General features: G+C 55.5%; 17 protein-coding genes and 1 other annotated feature. Of the genes, 5 read left to right on the plus strand and 12 right to left on the minus strand.

Annotation, left to right across the window (positions count from 1 at the left end; translation table 11 throughout):
* From V3W49_RS07870 to pheS, 5 genes are all read right to left on the minus strand, one after another.
* A partial coding sequence (locus V3W49_RS07870) for a DUF6531 domain-containing protein (RefSeq protein ID WP_500144777.1) occupies positions 1 to 3,355 on the minus strand: 3,355 nt, incomplete at its 3' end.
* 11 nt (positions 3,356 to 3,366) lie between these two features.
* The gene (locus V3W49_RS07875; RefSeq protein WP_500144778.1) at positions 3,367 to 3,810 is read right to left on the minus strand and encodes a DcrB-related protein; all 444 of its coding nucleotides are present in this window, start codon (positions 3,808 to 3,810) and stop codon (positions 3,367 to 3,369) included.
* 281 nt (positions 3,811 to 4,091) lie between these two features.
* Positions 4,092 to 4,391: an integration host factor subunit alpha gene (gene ihfA / locus V3W49_RS07880; protein ID WP_138097221.1), complete on the minus strand. Its 300-nt coding sequence runs from the start codon at positions 4,389 to 4,391 to the stop codon at positions 4,092 to 4,094.
* Positions 4,392 to 4,395: 4 nt separating this feature from the next.
* Positions 4,396 to 6,783 (minus strand): phenylalanine--tRNA ligase subunit beta, encoded by a 2,388-nt coding sequence (pheT, locus tag V3W49_RS07885; RefSeq protein ID WP_500144779.1) that lies wholly within the window; start codon positions 6,781 to 6,783, stop codon positions 4,396 to 4,398.
* Between the two features lie 14 nt (positions 6,784 to 6,797).
* Positions 6,798 to 7,781 (minus strand): phenylalanine--tRNA ligase subunit alpha, encoded by a 984-nt coding sequence (gene pheS / locus V3W49_RS07890; RefSeq protein WP_500144780.1) that lies wholly within the window; start codon positions 7,779 to 7,781, stop codon positions 6,798 to 6,800.
* A gap of 67 nt (positions 7,782 to 7,848) precedes the next feature.
* Positions 7,849 to 7,975 (minus strand) — a sequence feature (Phe leader region).
* Between the two features lie 215 nt (positions 7,976 to 8,190).
* Between pheS and V3W49_RS07895 the strand changes: the two genes are divergently transcribed.
* Positions 8,191 to 9,024, plus strand: a complete 834-nt coding sequence (locus V3W49_RS07895; protein ID WP_500144781.1) for a hypothetical protein — start codon at positions 8,191 to 8,193, stop codon at positions 9,022 to 9,024.
* A gap of 752 nt (positions 9,025 to 9,776) precedes the next feature.
* Here the strand turns inward: V3W49_RS07895 and rplT are convergent.
* The 6 genes from rplT to V3W49_RS07925 form a co-directional block, all read right to left on the minus strand.
* Positions 9,777 to 10,133, minus strand: a complete 357-nt coding sequence (gene rplT, locus V3W49_RS07900) for a 50S ribosomal protein L20 (RefSeq protein WP_154776469.1) — start codon at positions 10,131 to 10,133, stop codon at positions 9,777 to 9,779.
* 166 nt (positions 10,134 to 10,299) lie between these two features.
* Positions 10,300 to 10,497, minus strand: coding sequence for a 50S ribosomal protein L35 (rpmI, locus tag V3W49_RS07905; protein ID WP_001124225.1), 198 nt, complete (start codon positions 10,495 to 10,497; stop codon positions 10,300 to 10,302).
* Positions 10,498 to 10,596: 99 nt separating this feature from the next.
* Positions 10,597 to 11,136, minus strand: a complete 540-nt coding sequence (gene infC, locus V3W49_RS07910) for a translation initiation factor IF-3 (RefSeq protein ID WP_138097218.1) — start codon at positions 11,134 to 11,136, stop codon at positions 10,597 to 10,599.
* A gap of 3 nt (positions 11,137 to 11,139) precedes the next feature.
* Positions 11,140 to 13,068, minus strand: coding sequence for a threonine--tRNA ligase (gene thrS, locus V3W49_RS07915; RefSeq protein ID WP_500144785.1), 1,929 nt, complete (start codon positions 13,066 to 13,068; stop codon positions 11,140 to 11,142).
* Positions 13,069 to 13,427: 359 nt separating this feature from the next.
* Positions 13,428 to 13,652, minus strand: coding sequence for a YdgH/BhsA/McbA family protein (locus V3W49_RS07920; RefSeq protein WP_500144786.1), 225 nt, complete (start codon positions 13,650 to 13,652; stop codon positions 13,428 to 13,430).
* 265 nt (positions 13,653 to 13,917) lie between these two features.
* The gene (locus V3W49_RS07925) at positions 13,918 to 14,676 is read right to left on the minus strand and encodes a DUF481 domain-containing protein (protein ID WP_500144787.1); all 759 of its coding nucleotides are present in this window, start codon (positions 14,674 to 14,676) and stop codon (positions 13,918 to 13,920) included.
* A gap of 307 nt (positions 14,677 to 14,983) precedes the next feature.
* On the opposite strand from V3W49_RS07925, the gene pfkB reads away from it, so the two are divergent.
* The 3 genes from pfkB (at position 14,984) to V3W49_RS07940 (ending at position 17,256) form a co-directional block, all read left to right on the plus strand.
* Entirely contained in the window at positions 14,984 to 15,913 is a 930-nt protein-coding gene (pfkB, locus tag V3W49_RS07930) for a 6-phosphofructokinase II (RefSeq protein ID WP_500144788.1), read from the plus strand.
* A gap of 77 nt (positions 15,914 to 15,990) precedes the next feature.
* Complete coding sequence (ghoS, locus tag V3W49_RS07935) at positions 15,991 to 16,287, plus strand: type V toxin-antitoxin system endoribonuclease antitoxin GhoS (protein ID WP_500144789.1); 297 nt, start codon at positions 15,991 to 15,993, stop codon at positions 16,285 to 16,287.
* Positions 16,288 to 16,395: 108 nt separating this feature from the next.
* Entirely contained in the window at positions 16,396 to 17,256 is an 861-nt protein-coding gene (locus tag V3W49_RS07940) for a fructosamine kinase family protein (protein ID WP_500144790.1), read from the plus strand.
* A 51-nt stretch (positions 17,257 to 17,307) separates the two neighbouring features.
* Here the strand turns inward: V3W49_RS07940 and V3W49_RS07945 are convergent, their stop codons facing one another.
* Positions 17,308 to 17,844 (minus strand): YniB family protein, encoded by a 537-nt coding sequence (locus V3W49_RS07945; protein ID WP_500144792.1) that lies wholly within the window; start codon positions 17,842 to 17,844, stop codon positions 17,308 to 17,310.
* 170 nt (positions 17,845 to 18,014) lie between these two features.
* On the opposite strand from V3W49_RS07945, the gene hxpB reads away from it, so the two are divergent.
* On the plus strand, positions 18,015 to 18,683 hold the full coding sequence (hxpB, locus tag V3W49_RS07950) for a hexitol phosphatase HxpB (RefSeq protein ID WP_500144793.1): 669 nt from the start codon (positions 18,015 to 18,017) through the stop codon (positions 18,681 to 18,683).
* Positions 18,684 to 18,794: the final 111 nt, after the last annotated feature.

Genomic DNA, 18,794 nt, shown 5'->3' on the forward strand with positions numbered 1-18,794 from the left:
GGGTTTCCACCGTACCGCGCCGGGTGGTGACCGTTTTCGCAATGCGCCTGCCCAGGGCGTCGTAGCGATAGCTGGCGCTGAATTTTCCTTCCGGGCCGGTGCCGCTGGCTGAAATCAGCCGGTTATCGGCATCGTAGCGATACTGCTGCTGATGCAGGCCGTGGCGGCGCTGAATCAGATTGCCGCGCGCGTCATAGCGGAAGAACAGATTTTGCCACTGGCCAAGTCGGTTATTAACTACCGGCTGCGGCGGCGTCATGGCGTCGCGCTCCAGCAGGTTATCGGCGTCGTCATAGCTAAATTTCAGCGCCGTCAGCCCCTGACGCGGCTCGTTATGTTTCAGCAGCCGCCCTTCGGCATCGTACCCGAAATGGAGTTCGCCGCGTAGCGTATCGCTGACGCTTGCCAGCTCGCCGCGCCCGCTGTAGCGGTACAGGCGTTCCAGCAGTTGCTGTTCCGGAAGCCTGACCTCGCCGGTTAGCTGACTACGCTGGCTTACCCTGCGCCCCAGCGCATCGTAGCCGCGGGTCAGCATACGGGCGCCCTGGCTGCGGCTCACTTCACGGTGCAGGCGGTCGCGGGTGAATTCACTGACCAGCCGCTGGCCGAATTTCACCGCGCTGACGTGGCCGGAGCCGTAGCGCAGCCAGCTTAGCTGCTGACCTTCCGGCAGGGTCAGGGCGCTGAGGTTGCCGAGCACGTCATAGTCGTAGTTCAACGCCCCGCCGGCGCCCCGCTCTTCACACAGATTGCCGGCCTGGTCGTAGCGCAGCGTGACGCTATCAAACTCAATGCCCAGCGCCGCGCCGGCGTCGGTGGGGCGGCACTCCACGCCGATCGGGCGACCGCGCAAATCGCGGGTATAGTGGAAGCCGGCATGATCGTGGGCGCGCCAGATAAGCTGGCCCGCGGCGTCGTGGCGATAGAGATGTACTTCGACCGGCTGTTCGCCGTCGGCATCCGGCTGGCCGCCATGGCGCACCATGCTGAGCCAGCCCGCTTCGTCGTAGCTGAACTGGCGCGACGTCTGGTCAGGGCGAATTTCACGCTGGGGCCGTCCCAGTGGATCGTACTCAAAGCGGTAGTCGGCGCCGTTGCCATTTTCCAGGCGAATCAGGTTGCCGCGCGGATCGTAATGCCAGCGGCGAGTGCGGTTCAGGCGATCGGTAATGCTGACCGGCTGCCCCAGCTGGTTCCAGCGCAGCCGCACTTCGCTCTCCAGCGCGTCACGCCAGCGTTCGATCTGGCCGCGGGCGTTCCAGCGCAGGGTTTCGCGGCTGCCGTCCGGCAGCTCAATAGCGACCAGTTGCCCGGCATCGTTCCATTCACGACGGGTGGTGTTGCCTTCGGCATCGGTAGAGGCCAGAAGCTGCCCAAAACGGTCATATTCGAAAGTGGTCCGGCTACCGGAACAGTCGGTGCGTTGGGTAATCAACCCCTGACGATTCCAGCGAAGCTGCACTTCACCACCGCGTGGATCGGTGATGCGCTCAGGCAGGCCGGTCTCATTATTCGGGTAGTGATAGCGGGTTACCGCGCCTGAGGCATCGGTTTCGCTGACCAGCCGCAGCTTTTCATCCCACTGCGCGCTTTCGATGGCGCCGTCCGGCCAGATAACCCGCACCGTCCGGTCGCTCTGGCGATGCCACTGATATGTGGTGGTACGCTCCAGTTCATCGGTTTCGCTGAGCATGCGACCGTAGTCGTCCCACTGGCTTTTACGCATCGCGCCGCCGGGCAGCAGTACCGCGTTCAGCTCCCCCTGCTCGTACAGCAGGTGAGTCTGGCGCCCGTCAAAATCGGTATAACAGGCGATATTATCGTCATCGTCCACCAGCCAGGCCGCGCGCGCGCCATCTTCACGCTCCACGCTGCGCACCCCGGTTTCAAAGTTGTAGCTAAAGTTCAGACGCTCGCCAGCGCTGTTGCTGTAGACCACCACCCGGGGCAGGTCATCGATCTCCTGCCACTGGTAGTCACTGCGCAGGCCGTTGGCGTCTTCGTGGCTGACCATCAGCCCGTCGGCCCAGCGAAAGCGCCGGCGCAGGCTACCGCCGCGGCCCGTTACCGTGATGAGTTGCCCTTCACCGTCATAATCATAGCCTGCCAGACAAATTTCATCGTCCAGCCAGGCCCCGGCCAGGCGGCCATCGCGATAGCGACAAATCACCCGCTGTCCGGCGCTGTCGGTCAGGGCATGGAGTCGCCCGTCGTCGCGCCATTCAAAATCGACTCGATTACCGCAGGGATCGGCGATATGGCTCAGCAGCGCACGTCCATCGGCCGGGAGCGCCGCATAGTGCCAGACTTCACCGCTGATGTCATATACTGACCAGTGGCCGTCCCGGTGGTGCTCCAGCCAGCGTTTTTCCGGCTGGCACCAGGTCCGGTACCCCTTTTCCAGCATCGGAAACGAAATATAATCGCCCTCTGGCGAACGCCAGACCAGCCCCTCTTCATGGCGTTCCAGCGACGTTTCCCAGAACAGGTTCCAGCCGCGGCCCAGTACGCTGTCGCCGGGGTTACCGCTGCGCCAGTAGCGCTGCCAGCGTACCGGCAGCGCGGAAGGCAGCACGAAATCGAGCTCATCGTCATCGCTCAGAAATTTTTGCCCGGCGATAATCTCGACCGGGCGCGCGACAATCCCCACCGCCGTAGCGCCAATCAGCAGCGAGTTGCCGCGACAGGCGATGCGCGACAGCTTGCCGATGCCGGGAATCTTCCGCATCAACTGCGCCAGTTTGCCGGCTTTGGTTACCCCACCGCCAAAACCGATCAGGCCAGAGAAAAACAGCGTCAAATCGGAGGCTTTATACAGCCAGTCCGGCACTTCTGAGGTTATCGGCAGCGTGGTGACCGCTTCTCCGCCGATAATCACATCCGCAGAGCCTTCCATCACCTGAGCGTCGCAGTTGGTTTTATCCCCTTTACGGGAAGCGGGCATATCGTTGATGGTCACCTTCGACGAGCCCTGAGCCATCTGCATGCCTGGGCCGTCCTCCTTACAGGCCACCTGACTGACGGTGGCGATAGCGGCGGGCCTGTCATTAATAAAGACATCGCGGGCGCCGGTGACCACGGGCCCTGCGGGGCTGAGACTATCCGCGCCGGCCTGAGCCAGGCCATCGCGGGCGGCTGTCGCCAGTTTGTCGGTCGCCCAACCGGTTGCTACGGCGGCCCCCACCAGCAACACGCCCACGCCAAGACATGAAGCGCCTATCCCGGCGACCAGCAGCGCCCCGGAAGCAATCGCGCCCGCCGCGGCGATCAAGCCGCCAACGATAGTGCCGCCAATCATACCGGCCAGGGCATGGGAGTGTCCGATTTGATCGCCGACGCGCGCCGCTTCAAACATTCAGGGGATCCTTACTTCTGTGGGTGAGAGTGGAAGCTGGCGAGCAACTCGCCAAAGGCTTTTTCATCCCGGGCGGTCAGCTCGGCATTTTTCGATGAGGTAAAGACCAGCACTTTGTCAGGCGCAGTCAGAAATACCGCCTGACGCTGCCAGATTCGCTCGGCGCCGCGCAGATAGCTGGCGTGCAGGCATTCGCCTTCCAGTGCTTCGCTGCCCAGCGTCGCCGGTTCGCGCGCCAGGGTTTTCCAGCCTTTCAGATGCGAGGTCATCAGCGCAAGCTGACGATCGATATAGGCGGCCAGGGTTTCGCCGGATTCCGGCGTATCGCGAGAAATATTGAAAGCGGCATCGCCCGCCGCCGACGGCGGAAAGATATTCACCGTGCGATCCTGATAGCCTTCAGGAAGCGCCACGCTCCCTTCGCTGAACAGGCAGCGTGCTGTTTCTGAAGTCATAAGGTATGGCTGTCCCTGTTGGTTATTAACAAGAGTATCAGATTGCCACAAATTATTAACATTTGCCACTGCGGGCTGGGGCGGGCGGGAAAAACGGAAGAGAAAAAACAAAGAATACGCCACGCGGCGAGCGCATGGATACGCCAGCGTCGCAAGTGTTCCAATGAGCCGGGAAGTAAGAATCGCCAGGACGCACAACCCCGTCGCCACGACCGGTGCTGGTACACCGGTACGTGACGCAGGAAAAAGGCCGCAAAGCGGCCTTTTTAGTCAGGACTGAGTTAGTCGTTTTTCGGCGTTGCGTTCTCGACGCGACTCTTAAGCTTCTGGCCGGGACGGAAGGTCACCACACGGCGCGCCGTAATGGGGATATCTTCGCCCGTTTTCGGGTTACGCCCGGGACGTTGGTTCTTGTCGCGCAAGTCAAAATTACCAAAGCCAGAGAGCTTCACCTGCTCACCATTCTCCAGTGCGCGACGGATCTCTTCGAAAAACAGCTCCACCAGCTCTTTGGCATCCCGCTTGCTAAGCCCAAGCTTATCAAACAGATACTCTGACATTTCAGCTTTTGTAAGCGCCATAGGTTCAATCCCTCAATGATGCCTGGAATCGCTCTTTTAATGCCGCTACGCATTTACCAACGGTCGCGGCAATCTCCTCTTCCTCGAGTGTACGGGTGGTATCCTGAAGGATCAGGCTAATGGCCAGGCTCTTATAACCTTCGGCTACGCCCTTACCGCGGTACACGTCAAATAAGTTTACGCCAACTACCTGATTTGCGCCAACTTTCTTACACTCATTGAGAACATCTGCTGCAGGAACGCGCTCAGACACCACAATTGCGATGTCGCGACGGTTCGCCGGGAAGCGCGAAACCTCCTGCGCCAGCGGTACGCGACGGTTCGCGACCCGCTCCTGAAGCAGCTCGAACACCAGCGTGCGGCCGTTCAGATCCAGCTTGCGCTCCAGCTCCGGATGGACAACACCAATGAAACCAATGCGTTCGCCCTTTAAATAAATGGCAGCACTTTGGCCAGGATGCAAGGCCGGATTGGCTTCTGCGCGGAATTCGATTTCGGACAATTCTCCGGTAAGTTCCAGAACCGACTCCAGATCGCCTTTTAAATCGTAGAAATCAACGCTGCCTTTTGCCAGATCCCAGTGCTCTTCATAGCGGTTACCGCAGATAACGCCAGCCAGCATAAGATCCTGACGAATGCCCAGGTCCGCCTGAGTATCAGGCACAAAGCGCAGGCCGCTTTCAAACAGACGCACCCGGCTCTGCTGACGGTTCTGGTTATATACCACCGCCCCCAGCAGCCCGGTCCACAGCGACAGACGCATTACCGACATTTCGCTGGAGATCGGGCTTGGCAGTACCAGCGCCTCTTCGCCAGGATGCAGTAGCTGCTGAATTTTCGGGTCAACGAAACTGTAGGTAATGACTTCCTGGTAGCCTTTATCCACCAGCATCCCTTTCATACGCTTCAGGGAAAGGTCGGTTTCGCGATGGTCGCCCATCACCAGCGAGGCACGCACCGGCAGGTCAGGAATGTTGTTGTAGCCGTAGATACGGGCCACCTCTTCCACCAGATCCTCTTCAATTTCCATATCGAAACGCCAGGAGGGCGCCACCGCATGCCATTCCCCCTCGCCTTCCGACACCTCACAGCCAAGACGTCGCAGGATGTCGCTAACCTGGGCATCCGGAATCGGGTGGCCGATCAGACGATCCAGCTTGCTGCGGCGCAGGCGGATAGTCGCCGGCTTCGGCAGATGTGCTTCGCTCGTCACATCGATAATCGGGCCCGCTTCGCCGCCGCAGATGTCAGTCAGCAGACGAGTGGCGCGCTCCATCGCCTTGTACTGCAACTGGTAATCCACGCCACGCTCATAGCGGTGCGAGGCATCGGTATGCAGGCCGTGACGGCGGGCGCGGCCGGTGATCGCCAGCGGATTGAAGAAGGCGCACTCCAGCAGCACGTTACGGGTTTCGCTATTCACGCCGGAATGTTCACCGCCGAAGATACCGCCCATAGCCAGCGCCTGCTGGTGGTCGGCGATAACCAGGGTATCGGCGTCGAGCCGGGCTTCGTTGCCGTCCAGCAGCGTCAGTTTCTCGCCCTCTTTCGCCATACGCACCACGATGCCGCCTTCGATCCTGTCTTTATCGAACGCGTGCATCGGCTGGCCCAGTTCGAGCAGCACATAGTTGGTGACATCGACGACTGCATCAATGGAACGAATGCCGCAGCGACGTAGCTTCTCTTTCATCCACATCGGGGTCGGCGCGCTCACGTCGATCCCCTTAACCACCCGGCCCAGATAACGTGGGCAGGCCTCGGCGGCGTCCACCTGAATCGGCAGAGTGTCCTCAATGGTGGCTGCGACGGGCGCGATTTCCGGCGCAACCAACGGCTGCTGGTTGAGCACCGCCACATCGCGCGCCACGCCGATAATCCCCAGGCAGTCAGCGCGATTCGGGGTTACGCTGATTTCGATAGTGGCATCGTTCAGCTTCAGATAGTCGCGAATATCGACGCCGATGGGAGCATCGGCCGGCAGTTCGATAATGCCGCTGTGATCGTCGGAAATGCCCAGCTCAGAGAAGGAGCAGAGCATCCCTTCAGAAGGTTCGCCGCGCAGTTTGGCCGCTTTGATTTTAAAGTTGCCCGGCAGCACCGCGCCAACGGTAGCCACCGCCACCTTCAGGCCTTTACGGCAGTTAGGAGCCCCGCAGACGATATCCAGCAGGCGATCGCCCCCGACGTTGACTTTCGTAACGCGCAGTTTGTCGGCGTTAGGATGCTGTGCGCATTCCATCACTTCCCCGACCACCACGCCGGTGAATTCGCCCGCCACCGGCTCTACGCCGTCGACTTCCAGACCAGCCATGGTGATCTGCTCGGCCAGTTGATCGCGGTCCAGGGCCGGGTTGACCCACTCGCGTAACCAGAGTTCACTGAATTTCATTAGCCAGTCCCGCCTTATTTAAACTGTTTGAGGAAACGTAAGTCATTTTCGAAGAAGGCGCGCAGATCGGTGACGCCGTAGCGCAGCATGGTCAGACGCTCCATTCCCATACCGAAGGCGAAGCCGGAATAGACTTCAGGATCGATACCCACGTTACGCAGTACGTTAGGATGCACCATGCCGCAGCCCAATACTTCCAGCCATTTGCCGTTTTTACCCATTACATCCACTTCTGCGGAAGGCTCGGTAAAGGGGAAGTAGGAAGGGCGGAAACGCACCTGCAGATCCTCTTCAAAGAAGTTGCGCAGGAAGTCGTGCAGCGTGCCCTTCAGGTTAGTGAAGTTGATGTCCTTATCGACGATAAGCCCTTCCATCTGATGGAACATCGGGGTGTGGGTCTGGTCGTAGTCGTTACGATAGACGCGGCCCGGCGCGATAATGCGGATCGGCGGCTGCTGTTGCTTCATGGTGCGGATCTGCACTCCAGAAGTCTGGGTACGCAGCAGACGGGTGGCGTCGAACCAGAAAGTATCATGGTCGGCGCGCGCCGGGTGGTGCCCCGGAATATTCAGGGCATCGAAGTTGTGGTAGTCATCTTCAATTTCCGGGCCGGTAGCCACGGTAAAGCCCAGCTCACCAAAAAAGTTTTCAATCCGGTCGATGGTGCGGGTCACCGGGTGCAGACCGCCGTTTTCAATGCGCCGCCCCGGCAGAGAGACATCAATAGTTTCCGCCGCCAGCCGGGCATTCAATACCGCGCGCTCGAGAGTCTCTTTACGAGCGTTCAGCGCCTGCTGCACCTGTTCTTTGGCCTGGTTAATCACCGCACCGGCGGCCGGGCGCTCAGCAGGCGGCAGGTCACGCAGGGTGGTCATCTGAAGGGTCAACTGCCCTTTCTTCCCCAGGTATTCAACGCGGACGTTATCTAACGCCGCGATGTCCTGGGCCTCGTTTATGGCCGCCTTCGCATTGGCAACCAGCTCTGCGAGATGTGACATGATCTTCCTCGTCATAATGGCGCGAACGCCTGAGTAGTGAATGTTGTCGCGCAAAACGCCAGGGGATAACAAAAAAGCCTCCTTGAAGGAGGCTTCTGGCGTCTGTTTTTCGTTTCTTTTCTACGCGGCAGGCCCCTTGATTATCAGGAGATAAAGCGAAAAAAGAAGCGAAAACCAGCGATGGACATGTTTTTTATACCCTTACGGTAAGAAAAATTTAGGAAAACCCGCCTATTGAAAATCTAAACGGGCCTGATGTCAACCGGTTAACCAGGAAATCACCTTCAGATAGCGCAATCCTCCGGACGCTTTTCCTAATTTAACACAAATCCCCTGACCGAGTTTACATGGCGTCACATGATGTTATTTTAGCCAGTTCCCATGATAACCATAAGGACAATTAACTTTAATGGCAGATGTTACCATTAACTTTGCCCCCTATGCGCAAAGAAGCGCTATCTCTTCGCATGCGATGAACGCTCAAAAAAAGATCGGTACTGCAACCGGGGCCAGCGGAACGGCCCGCAGCGTTGAGACTCAGGCAGGGATGATGTACCGGAATGAGCGCTACGTCGCCATACAACGTAAGCCTCTCTACCGCGCCCCCGTCCCTGCCACTCCAGACTCCGCAATAACGCCATTTTATTCACGCGGCCCGGGCGTGCCCCAAAGTCGCCCATATTCTGTCGCCACCGGGAACTTCCACTTATTATTGAGAGATTATTTTATGAAAAGACTATTTTCACTGCTGCCAGCCGCCATCCTGTTCAGTGCCCCGACAATAGCAAACGAATGTACAATGAATATACCGCAGGTCGATACCCAGAAATTAACCCATGCACCCGACGTCACCGCATTTACTTTGCGTAATGCCTCGGATGCGACCGTACTGATGAAGGATGGCAGGGTACTGTATATCCACTACAGCGGCTGCAGCAGCGCGGGAATGCAGGGTGTGCTATGGCTGCCTCGCTCACTCTGGGCAAAGCAACAGCTACCTGATTTTTCCGACAGTGACTTCTGGCGCCAGCAAGCGATCGCCATCGCGGATTACCTGTTTGATAATGACACCAATAAGCATTTTCGCCACCAGCTTGCCACCGCGGCCCATTATAAACAGGACAAAGAAAAGAGCGGCTTCAGCTTCGAGTTTACGCAGCAAGAATCCGAGAGTACCTTCGTCTCGGCACAGAAACTGCCTGCCGGGGTGATGATAAGCGTGGAGTATATATTCAGAGGCTAAGTCAGTATTATCGAATCGGGATCCCAATAATCGCTCAGTAAACCAGAATCACTGTTAAGAACCGCTGCTTCAATAATAATCACAGCACTTTCCTGGTGATATTCGATTAAATACTGGCTGATAAAGATGAAAGCCCATCCCGGAAGAATCTAAAATATGACGAACGAACAGGCATAGCATTAATCTCATTGGATTGATTGCTCACCTCCCAATACGCTATGCCTGTTCTTTATTTAATAGAAGATCTCAACAGGAGTACGGCTTTTTAAAATGCCATTACCCAGACAGAGGTTCACCCTGAACAAAGATATTACCTTGGTGTTCGGGTAGGCGTTGGCGTTGGTACAGGCGTTGGTGCAGGCGTTGGCTCAGGGGTTGACTGACAGCAGCAAACTTTAATGGTGACACACCCATCTGCGGTTTCGCTAATCGTGACACTGGCATTACGAGTCTGGATTGTTTTATTCATTTAAAAGTCCTTTTAAGGTTAATCACAATACCCATAATTATTATGTGATATAACCGTATGGCTTTCCCACAAAATATCACTTCCATCCTTCCGAAAAAATAAAAAACACTAACAGCAAGCTGATGCAATTTATATTTATAGCAAATATGAAATAGGAAAAAGTAGAAAATTATGCATTACAGGTTAATCGATATAAAAAAAGAACCCCATACAATAGTATGGGGTTCACGATGCTCAGAGAGGAGATTAACCGCCTCTCTGATTTAAACGCTGAAGTAAAATATTACGCCAGCGCTGCTTTCGCTTTTTCGACCAGAGCGGTGAAAGCCACTTTGTCGAATACGGCGATGTCAGCCAGGATCTTACGGTCGATCTCAACAGACGCCTTCTTCAGGCCGTTGATGAACTTGCTGTAAGACATACCGTTCTGACGGGCTGCAGCGTTGATACGTGCAATCCACAGCTGGCGGAACTGACGCTTACGCTGACGACGGTCGCGGTAAGCATACTGACCAGCCTTGATAACAGCCTGGAAGGCAACGCGATATACGCGAGAACGCGCACCGTAGTAGCCTTTAGCCTGCTTCAAGATTTTTTTATGACGTGCACGTGCAATCACACCACGTTTTACGCGAGCCATGTGCTCTCTCCTGTATCTATATTCTGTTTACCCTTCATCTTTCACATTCTCGCGCCCTGGCTGGCCATCCCGGTCACTTACTGCGGTAAGCTCAGGGATTGCTCAATTGCCGCCTGGCGACAATGCGAAATCTATTGGGTATGAAAAAAAGTTAAACGTTAACGGCTTATGCGTACGGCAGGCACGCGATTACCAGACCCAGATCGCCTTTGGAAACCATGGCTTTCGGGCGCAGGTGACGTTTACGCTTGGTCGCTTTTTTGGTCAGAATATGACGCAGGTTAGCGTGCTTGTGCTTAAAACCACCTTTACCGGTTTTTTTGAAGCGCTTAGCAGCACCGCGTACGGTTTTGATTTTTGGCATCTTTTTAACTTCCACTTCGCATTGTTAATAAACGAAATACAGGCGAACTAACCCTGCGAAACCCAAAGGTTTCACAGGATTAAATTACTTGAAGGCCCGTTATTTCTTCCGGGGGGCGAGCACCATGATCATCTGGCGGCCTTCGATCTTCGATGGGAAGGACTCAACGACTGCCAGTTCACTCAGATCTTCTTTCACGCGGTTAAGCACTTCAATACCGATCTGCTGGTGGGCCATCTCACGTCCGCGGAAGCGCAGAGTGATTTTGGCCTTATCGCCATCTTCGAGAAAGCGAGTCAGGCTGCGGAGTTTTACCTGATAATCGCCTTCATCAGTACCAGGGCGGAATTTGACTTCCTTCACCTGGATGACTTTCTGCTTTTTCTTCTGTTCTTTAGAAGACTTGCTCTTTTCATAGAGGAACTTGCCGTAGTCCATAATACGGCATACGGGCGGTTCGGCGTTAGGGCTGATCTCAACCAGATCTACCCCGGCTTCTTCAGCCTGTTCAAGAGCTTCTCTGAGGCTGACAATACCTATCTGCTCGCCTTCCAGACCTGTTAAGCGAACCTCTTGAGCGCGGATTTCGCCATTGATGCGATTCGGACGCGCGGTTTGAACTCGTTTTCCGCCTTTAATACCTTATTCCTCCAGTTGATGAAGACTGCGGCTGCGAATCTCTTGCTGCAGCTTTTCTATTACGTCGTTCACAATCAGGCTACCGAGGTCTTTACCCCGGCGGGTGCGTACCGCTACTTTGCCAGCCTCGACTTCTTTATCACCGCAGACCAGCATGTAAGGAACACGACGCAAAGTATGCTCGCGGATTTTAAAGCCTATCTTCTCGTTTCTCAAGTCCGCTTTTACACGGATGCCCGCATTCTGCAATTTACGGGTCAACTCATTCACATATTCGGACTGCGCATCGGTGATATTCATCACCACAACCTGCACCGGCGCCAGCCATGTCGGGAAGAAGCCCGCGAACTCTTCGGTCAGGATACCGATAAAGCGCTCCATAGAGCCCAGAATAGCGCGGTGAATCATCACCGGCACCTGACGCTCGTTGTTTTCGCCGATGTAAGAGGCGCTCAGGCGCGCCGGCAGCGAGAAGTCGAGCTGTACGGTACCACACTGCCAGGCGCGATCCAGACAGTCATAGAGCGTAAATTCGATCTTCGGCCCGTAAAAAGCGCCCTCGCCCGGCTGGTATTCGAACGGAATCTGGTTTTCTTCCAGCGCAACGGCCAGATCCGCTTCCGCGCGATCCCACATTTCGTCGGTGCCAATGCGCTTTTCCGGACGGGTGGAAAGTTTCACCACGATCTTTTCAAAGCCGAAGGTACTGTACATATCGTAGACCATACGAATGCAGCTGTTTACCTCATCGCGCACCTGATCTTCAGTACAGAAGATATGGGCGTCATCCTGAGTGAAGCCGCGCACGCGCATCAGGCCATGCAGCGCGCCTGAAGGCTCGTTGCGATGGCAACTGCCGAACTCCGCCATACGCAGCGGCAGATCGCGGTAGGACTTCAGGCCCTGGTTAAAGATCTGCACGTGCCCCGGGCAGTTCATTGGCTTGATGCAGTATTCACGGTTCTCGGACGACGTCGTGAACATCGCATCTTTATAGTTGTCCCAGTGACCGGTTTTTTCCCACAGGACGCGATCCATCATGAACGGACCTTTAACTTCCTGATACTGGTACTCTTTTAGTTTAGTGCGGACGAAGGTTTCCAGCTCACGAAAGATGGTCCAGCCATCGTTGTGCCAGAACACCATGCCCGGCGCTTCTTCCTGCATATGGTAGAGATCAAGCTGCTTGCCAATCTTACGATGGTCGCGTTTGGCGGCCTCTTCCAGACGCTGCAGGTAGGATTTCAGCTGCTTCTTGTCCGCCCATGCGGTACCGTAAATACGCTGCAGCATCTTATTATTGCTGTCGCCGCGCCAGTACGCTCCTGCGGTTTTCATCAGTTTAAAGTGATGGCAGAACCGCATATTGGGCACGTGAGGCCCACGGCACATATCGATGTATTCTTCATGATGATACAGACCGGGCTTATCATCACGGCTGATGTTTTCGTCAAGAATAGCGACCTTGTAGCTTTCACCGCGCTCAACAAAAGTACGGCGGGCTTCTTCCCAGCTCACCTTATTCTTAACGACATCGTAATTGGTCTCTGCCAGCTCGTGCATGCGCTTTTCGAGCTTATCGAGATCTTCCTGAGTCAGAGTGTGGTCAAGCTCCACATCGTAGTAAAAGCCGTTGTCGATCACCGGGCCGATAGCCATTTTGGTTTTGGGCCACAGTTGCTTGATGGCATGACCAAGCAGATGCGCGCAGGAGTGGCGGATAATCTCCAGCCCTTCTTCATCCTTCGCGGTAATGATCGCAAGCTTCGCGTCCTTCTCAATAGGATCGCAGGCATCCACCAGCTCGCCGTCTACACGGCCAGCAATACAGGCTTTCGCAAGTCCAGGTCCGATATCCTGCGCCACATCCATCACGCTGACCGCATGGTCATAAGAGCGCTGGCTACCATCAGGAAGAGTAATAACAGGCATTCATAAATCCTTATTTGCAGTGGTGAGCCACACGCAAGCTCACATACAAAGTTTACTGAAACGAAAAACGCCGCACACCCGTCTCGCCAACTATCGCGAGGACGGCCAGGCGGCCGAATTACCCACGTCTCCCGATACCCGGGCCGACGCGCTATTGATAGTAACACTTCTGGCTGCGGCTGTCGCGCCGGGTATCTAAAACTGGAATGAAAAACATCAGATAAATGAAGACGATGGGAATTTATTTTATATTATGGAATAAAAACCGGGCGTGGTTGGGGCCCGGTTTTATTTCTGGAAGGTAGTACGATTATTCATTCGCCGATACTGCAAAACTCGTGAATTAACGGTGACCATGATTATGACCAGTCGCCTGCGACCAGAGTATGGACATCGAATGCCTGATCCATTGTCTGTCCGGTAGATAACGCGCCGGGCATAATACTGGAGCCCGCTTCGACATCGCTTGCGCGCTGGGCGGTCAGGGTCTGGTCGGGTACTGGCTGTGCAGGTTGCGCGGCAAACGCCCCAAAGGAAAGCGCTGAAAGTACGATTGCCGTTGCGGTTGTCTTAATCATTTTCATATGCTTTTTCTCTTATTTTTTTGGTCTCGAACAAAATAACTGGCCTCACAAACAATAGTAGATCCAGATCACACTTTTGACCAGTCAAATTATTTGCTTATTGACATCAAATTTATTGATTTTGAAGTTTGTCAGGCAATTAAGGAGAAAGAATGGAGGCGAGATGAAAAGCGCAGCGGAATATAAATTCAGGGAGCCAGAAATCGCACATAAAATTAAAAATAGCAATTTTTGGAAAAACAGGCCGGGGTCGCCCGGCCCGGATTTACAGCTTATATCCCAACGAAACAGAAGTACGGGTATCGGTGTGTTCCGGCGCACTGGATGGCGGATTCGAGTTCCAGGTAACGTTATAGGCCACCTTCAGCCCGAAATGCTCATTGATCGCCACATTCAAAGCCGTCTCCGAGTTCACGGTGGTATCCTCGCTGCCCAGAACCGAAACGCCCTGGGTGAAGGTGGCGTTATCCGTCATCTTCCATGCCCAGGTTCCGGATGCATAGCCCAGCGGTTGAGTCTTATCGTCGCCGTCGGTGTACTCGTCATAGCGTACCCCTGGCCCCACTTCCAGACGCAGTTTATGCGTCGGCCCATTGAGCAACTGACGACCATAACCCGCTGCCAGAACGTCACGCTGACGGTAGCCGTTATAGCGGTCTGACAGCCAGCTGGCCTGGCCAAACAGATAATCATAAGAACTCAGATTATAACGGCTGCGTCCGCCCAGCGCGTACTTCTCGGACGAACGCTCATCGTTAGAGGAGGTATTGCTGGCGTCGCCCCATAGCGACCAGGCGGTATTTGTCTGGTACCAGGTCAGGGTCGAGTCGGCCGTCAGCGACGAGTTGCGGCTGTTCCCGGACTGCGCCAGGTAGCCGGCATTAACGTTACCTTCGAAAGGTTTTGTCGCACTGGCCGGATCGTCCATTACGGTAAATACTGAATCGTCCGCCATCGCGAGCGATGGAAGGATAAAGCCCCCGGTCAGCGTCAGCGCGACAGGAATGCGCGTTAATAAATTCATTATGCCAGATTATCCATACAACAAAGAAAAACAAAAATAGCGCGACTAAATACCTGGCGAATCATACTCCGAATTTATCCGAACAAAAGCCCGTTAAAGGTTACTAATTATAAAAAATGAGCGTCGACAGCGTAATAAATAGCCATTTAAATTATTAAATAAGAGGCATCTTAAATGCCATTTAAATTCAGATAGATAGCAAGCTATTAAAATTGAGCGTTAGCGCCAGGATTATCCCTGATTTTTACATAACAATACTTTTATCGCTGTTAATCTTTTAAGGTTAAACGGAATAAAAGGAGCCGCCATGATACCAATATATACGTTGACTTTAGCCCCCTCACTGGATAGCGCTACCCGTACGCCGCTTATCTATCCCGAAGGGAAGTTACGCTGCAGCGCGCCGGTTTTCGAACCGGGCGGCGGAGGCATTAACGTCGCCCGCGCCATCAGCCATCTGGGTGGCAGCGCCACGGCGATTTTTCCGGCCGGCGGCGCGACCGGAGAACACCTCACGGCCCTACTGCGCGACGAACAGGTCGCAGTCTGCCCGGTCGTGACGCAAGACTGGACTCGCCAGAATCTGCATGTCCAGGTGGAAAAAAGCCTTGAGCAGTATCGTTTCGTGATGCCCGGAGCCGCCCTGAATGACGATGAATTCGGGCTGCTTCGGGCAAAAGCGCTGGCAATTCCTGCTGGCGCACTGCTGGTGATTAGCGGCAGCCTGCCTCCGGGTGTAGCCGTCGATAAGCTGTGTGAACTGGTCGGCGCCGCGCAAAAAGCGGGGATCGGCTGCATCGTCGACAGTTCCGGCGAGGCGCTGAGCGCAACCCTGGCGCTGGGCGATATTGAATTAGTCAAACCTAACCAGAAAGAGCTGAGCGCGCTGGCAGGCCGGGAACTCACGCAGCCAGACGATGTTCGTAAGGCCGCCCGGGCTTTGGTTGATAGCGGCAGGGCTAAGCGGGTGGTGGTTTCTCTTGGCCCCCAGGGCGCGCTGGGCGTGGACGCCGATGGCGATATCCAGGTGGTTCCGCCGCCGCTTAAAAGCCAGAGCACCGTGGGCGCAGGCGACAGTATGGTCGGCGCCATGACCCTGAAGCAGGCCAAAGGCGCCTCGCTTGCAGATATGGTGCGTTACGGCGTCGCCGCTGGCAGCGCCGCCACGCTGAATCCCGGAACCCGGCTCTGCTCGGCCGAAAACACCCAAAAGATTTATCAGTACCTGAATCGCTGATCCTTTATTGCGTGGAACAGGGAGGTTCCCGATGAATCAGCTATGCTCAAAACACTTACACTCCTGAGAGGTGAACCATGAGCGGCGATATCAACCGCTATATTGTAACCATCAGACACCAGGTCAGCGGGCTGACGCCGGTTAATGAGCTGAATAACGAGATGGCCCGCGCCGGTTTTTCGATCACCATGACCGACAACGAAGGTAGAGTCCACGAAACCGGGCCTGGTAGCTGGGCCATCACTACACCGCTGTCGCGCGAAGAGGTGGCCGAACTGGCCCGCGGGCTGAGCAAGCTGGCGCTTGGCGAAGAGCCGGAAATCGATATGACCACCATGGAGGAGTGGCTACAGGCACGCAAACAATCCGAATAACGTAACGACAACTTCCGCCCGGGGTTGTGCAGCAGGTCTGGTTTTTTACCCCGGTATCAGCGCTAAGCTAATGATTGATCGGGAACATCAGGCAACGGGGGACCGTCTATGTGGCAAGCTATCAGCCGTTTATTGAACGAACAGTTTGGTGAGGGAGAGATAGAAGAGCGTACGGAACTTCCGGGTGGAGAAGTCCATTCCGCCTGGCGTATCCGTTTTGCGGGCCATGATATCTTCGTGAAAAGCGATCGGCGCGATATGCTGCCCTGCTTTACCGCTGAAGCCGATCAGCTGGCGCTGCTGGCCCGCAGCGCCACCGTCTCCGTACCCAACGTCCGTGGAGTGGCCTGCACCCGCGACTATAGCTTCCTGCTGCTGGATTATCTGACTCCGCGCCCGCTGGACGCCCACAACGCCTTCCTGCTGGGACAGCAGCTGGCCCGCCTGCACCAGTGGAGCGATCAACCTCAGTTTGGACTCGATTTCGATAATCATCTTTCCACCACCCAACAGCCAAATAAGTGGCAGCGACGCTGGGCTACCTTTTTTGCCGAACAGCGTATCGGTTGGCAGCTGGAACTGGCGGCGGAAAAAGGGCTGGAATTCGGCGATATCGATAAAATAGTCGAAGCGGTGCAGCGGCGGCTGGCCAGCCATCAACCCCAGCCCTCGTTACTGCATGGCGATCTGTGGTCAGGAAACTGCGCGCTGGGGCCGGACGGCCCCTTCCTGTTCGATCCCGCCTGCTACTGGGGCGACAGGGAGTGCGATCTGGCAATGCTGCCGCTACACAGCGAACAGCCGCCGCAAATCTACGATGGCTATCAGTCTGTCTCCCCCCTGCCTGTCGACTTCCCCGACCGTCAGCCGGTCTATCAGCTCTATACCCTGTTAAACCGGGCGAATCTGTTTGGCGGAAAGCACCTTACGGAAGCTCAGCGCACCCTGGAGCTGGTGCTGGCTGTCTGATAGCCCGTAACAAAAAACGCCGACGGGCGTTTTTTGTTGTACGGAACAGGGCTACAGAAAGCCGAGCAGTTTAAAGAAAAAATAGCCCAGAACAATTAACACTACCGGCAGGATATACAGCGGAAAGATTTGCAGAAAAATAGTGTGGCGCGGCACAACCACCCGGGCATCAAGCTGCGCGCGGGTCAGCCCCTCTTCCCCCTTCGCCTGCTCAAGAATCAACTGATCTTCCACCCCTTCGCGCAGAAAGCGCGCCTGACGCGCCATGCGTGCGCCGCTGGCCTGCAGCGCCATACCCACAAAAATCAGCGCATAGATGATCCAGAACCCCAGATTCATCTGCTGATGAAAGTCGGGCAGCGGTGAGTTATGCCAGAAAAAGTTCAGAAACGGCGTATTAAAGCGCACCATATCGATCATTACGTGCGCGAAATCCATCAGCACCGCATCAATACCCGGCCGCTTCTCGCTGTGCTCATACATAAACTTAAGCAGCGATATAATGGTGGACACCACCGCCGGAATAAAAATCACCCAACCGGCCACGCGTTTTAACAGCGCAATGCGTCCAGCTTGTTGATACGTCATCCTCTCCCCTTGTGCTTATGAGGCTATCCTGAATCATGATTCTAACCCGTCCGCCGATTTTTCGCCTGATTTTTGCCGACTGCGCGGGTAAATCACTGGTAAGCACCGCCGTTCCAGGCTATTGATATGCAGAACTTTCGTTATATTTGCCGTTAACAGGAGTGGTAACAATGCCGAATCAACGCCGGGTGCTCGCCGCGATTTTTGATATGGATGGATTGCTGATCGATTCTGAACCGCTATGGGATCGAGCCGAACTGGAGGTGATGGCCGGGTTAGGCGTTGATATTACAAGACGCGGCGAATTGCCGGATATACTGGGACTGCGTATCGATATGGTGGTGGATCTCTGGTATGCCCAGCAGCCCTGGCAAGGCATGTCCAAAGCGGACGCCACCGCCAGAATCATCGAACGGGCCATCATGCTGGTTGAAGAGGAGCGCCCCCTGCTACCCGGCGTGCGCGAAGCCATAGCGCAGTGTAAAGCAATGGGGCTAAAGGTGGGGTTAGCCTCGGCGTCGCCAATGCATATGCTGGAGCGGGTGTTAGCCCTGTTCGAGTTGCGCGATCAATTCGACGCCCTCGCCTCCGCCGAACATCTACCGTTCAGTAAACCCCATCCCCAGGTCTATCTGGATGCCGCCAGCAAACTTGAGGTGGCGCCGGTTCACTGCGTATCGCTGGAAGATTCGGTCAATGGCATGATCGCCTGCAAGGCGGCGCGTATGCGCTCCATTGTGGTGCCCGCGATTGAAAACCGCGGCGATCCGCGCTGGGCACTGGCTGATGTGAGGCTGGAATCGCTTGAAGCCTTGGCGCCCCATCATCTGCGTCCCTGACGCTCCGCCGGGCGAAAAAAAAGCCCGGCCACATAATTTTTGAAACATAATTTCAATTTATTTGTGATTTCCCTTGCGCATGCCTATTATTGATAGCATCAGAGAACTACC

This window comes from Rosenbergiella sp. YN46, assembly GCF_036620675.1.
Classification (GTDB): Bacteria; Pseudomonadota; Gammaproteobacteria; order Enterobacterales; family Enterobacteriaceae; genus Jejubacter.

Coding starts and splice junctions, on each gene's coding strand:
- pheT (WP_500144779.1), bottom strand. CDS start 6,783: ATGAAATTCAGTGAACTCTGGTTACGCGAGTGGGTCAACCCGGCCCTG.
- pheS (WP_500144780.1), bottom strand. CDS start 7,781: ATGTCACATCTCGCAGAGCTGGTTGCCAATGCGAAGGCGGCCATAAAC.
- ghoS (WP_500144789.1), top strand. CDS start 15,991: ATGAGCGGCGATATCAACCGCTATATTGTAACCATCAGACACCAGGTC.
- pfkB (WP_500144788.1), top strand. CDS start 14,984: ATGATACCAATATATACGTTGACTTTAGCCCCCTCACTGGATAGCGCT.
- V3W49_RS07920 (WP_500144786.1), bottom strand. CDS start 13,652: ATGAAAATGATTAAGACAACCGCAACGGCAATCGTACTTTCAGCGCTT.
- hxpB (WP_500144793.1), top strand. CDS start 18,015: ATGCCGAATCAACGCCGGGTGCTCGCCGCGATTTTTGATATGGATGGA.
- thrS (WP_500144785.1), bottom strand. CDS start 13,068: ATGCCTGTTATTACTCTTCCTGATGGTAGCCAGCGCTCTTATGACCAT.
- ihfA (WP_138097221.1), bottom strand. CDS start 4,391: ATGGCGCTTACAAAAGCTGAAATGTCAGAGTATCTGTTTGATAAGCTT.
- V3W49_RS07940 (WP_500144790.1), top strand. CDS start 16,396: ATGTGGCAAGCTATCAGCCGTTTATTGAACGAACAGTTTGGTGAGGGA.
- V3W49_RS07875 (WP_500144778.1), bottom strand. CDS start 3,810: ATGACTTCAGAAACAGCACGCTGCCTGTTCAGCGAAGGGAGCGTGGCG.
- V3W49_RS07945 (WP_500144792.1), bottom strand. CDS start 17,844: ATGACGTATCAACAAGCTGGACGCATTGCGCTGTTAAAACGCGTGGCC.
- V3W49_RS07925 (WP_500144787.1), bottom strand. CDS start 14,676: ATGAATTTATTAACGCGCATTCCTGTCGCGCTGACGCTGACCGGGGGC.
- V3W49_RS07895 (WP_500144781.1), top strand. CDS start 8,191: ATGGCAGATGTTACCATTAACTTTGCCCCCTATGCGCAAAGAAGCGCT.
- rplT (WP_154776469.1), bottom strand. CDS start 10,133: ATGGCTCGCGTAAAACGTGGTGTGATTGCACGTGCACGTCATAAAAAA.
- rpmI (WP_001124225.1), bottom strand. CDS start 10,497: ATGCCAAAAATCAAAACCGTACGCGGTGCTGCTAAGCGCTTCAAAAAA.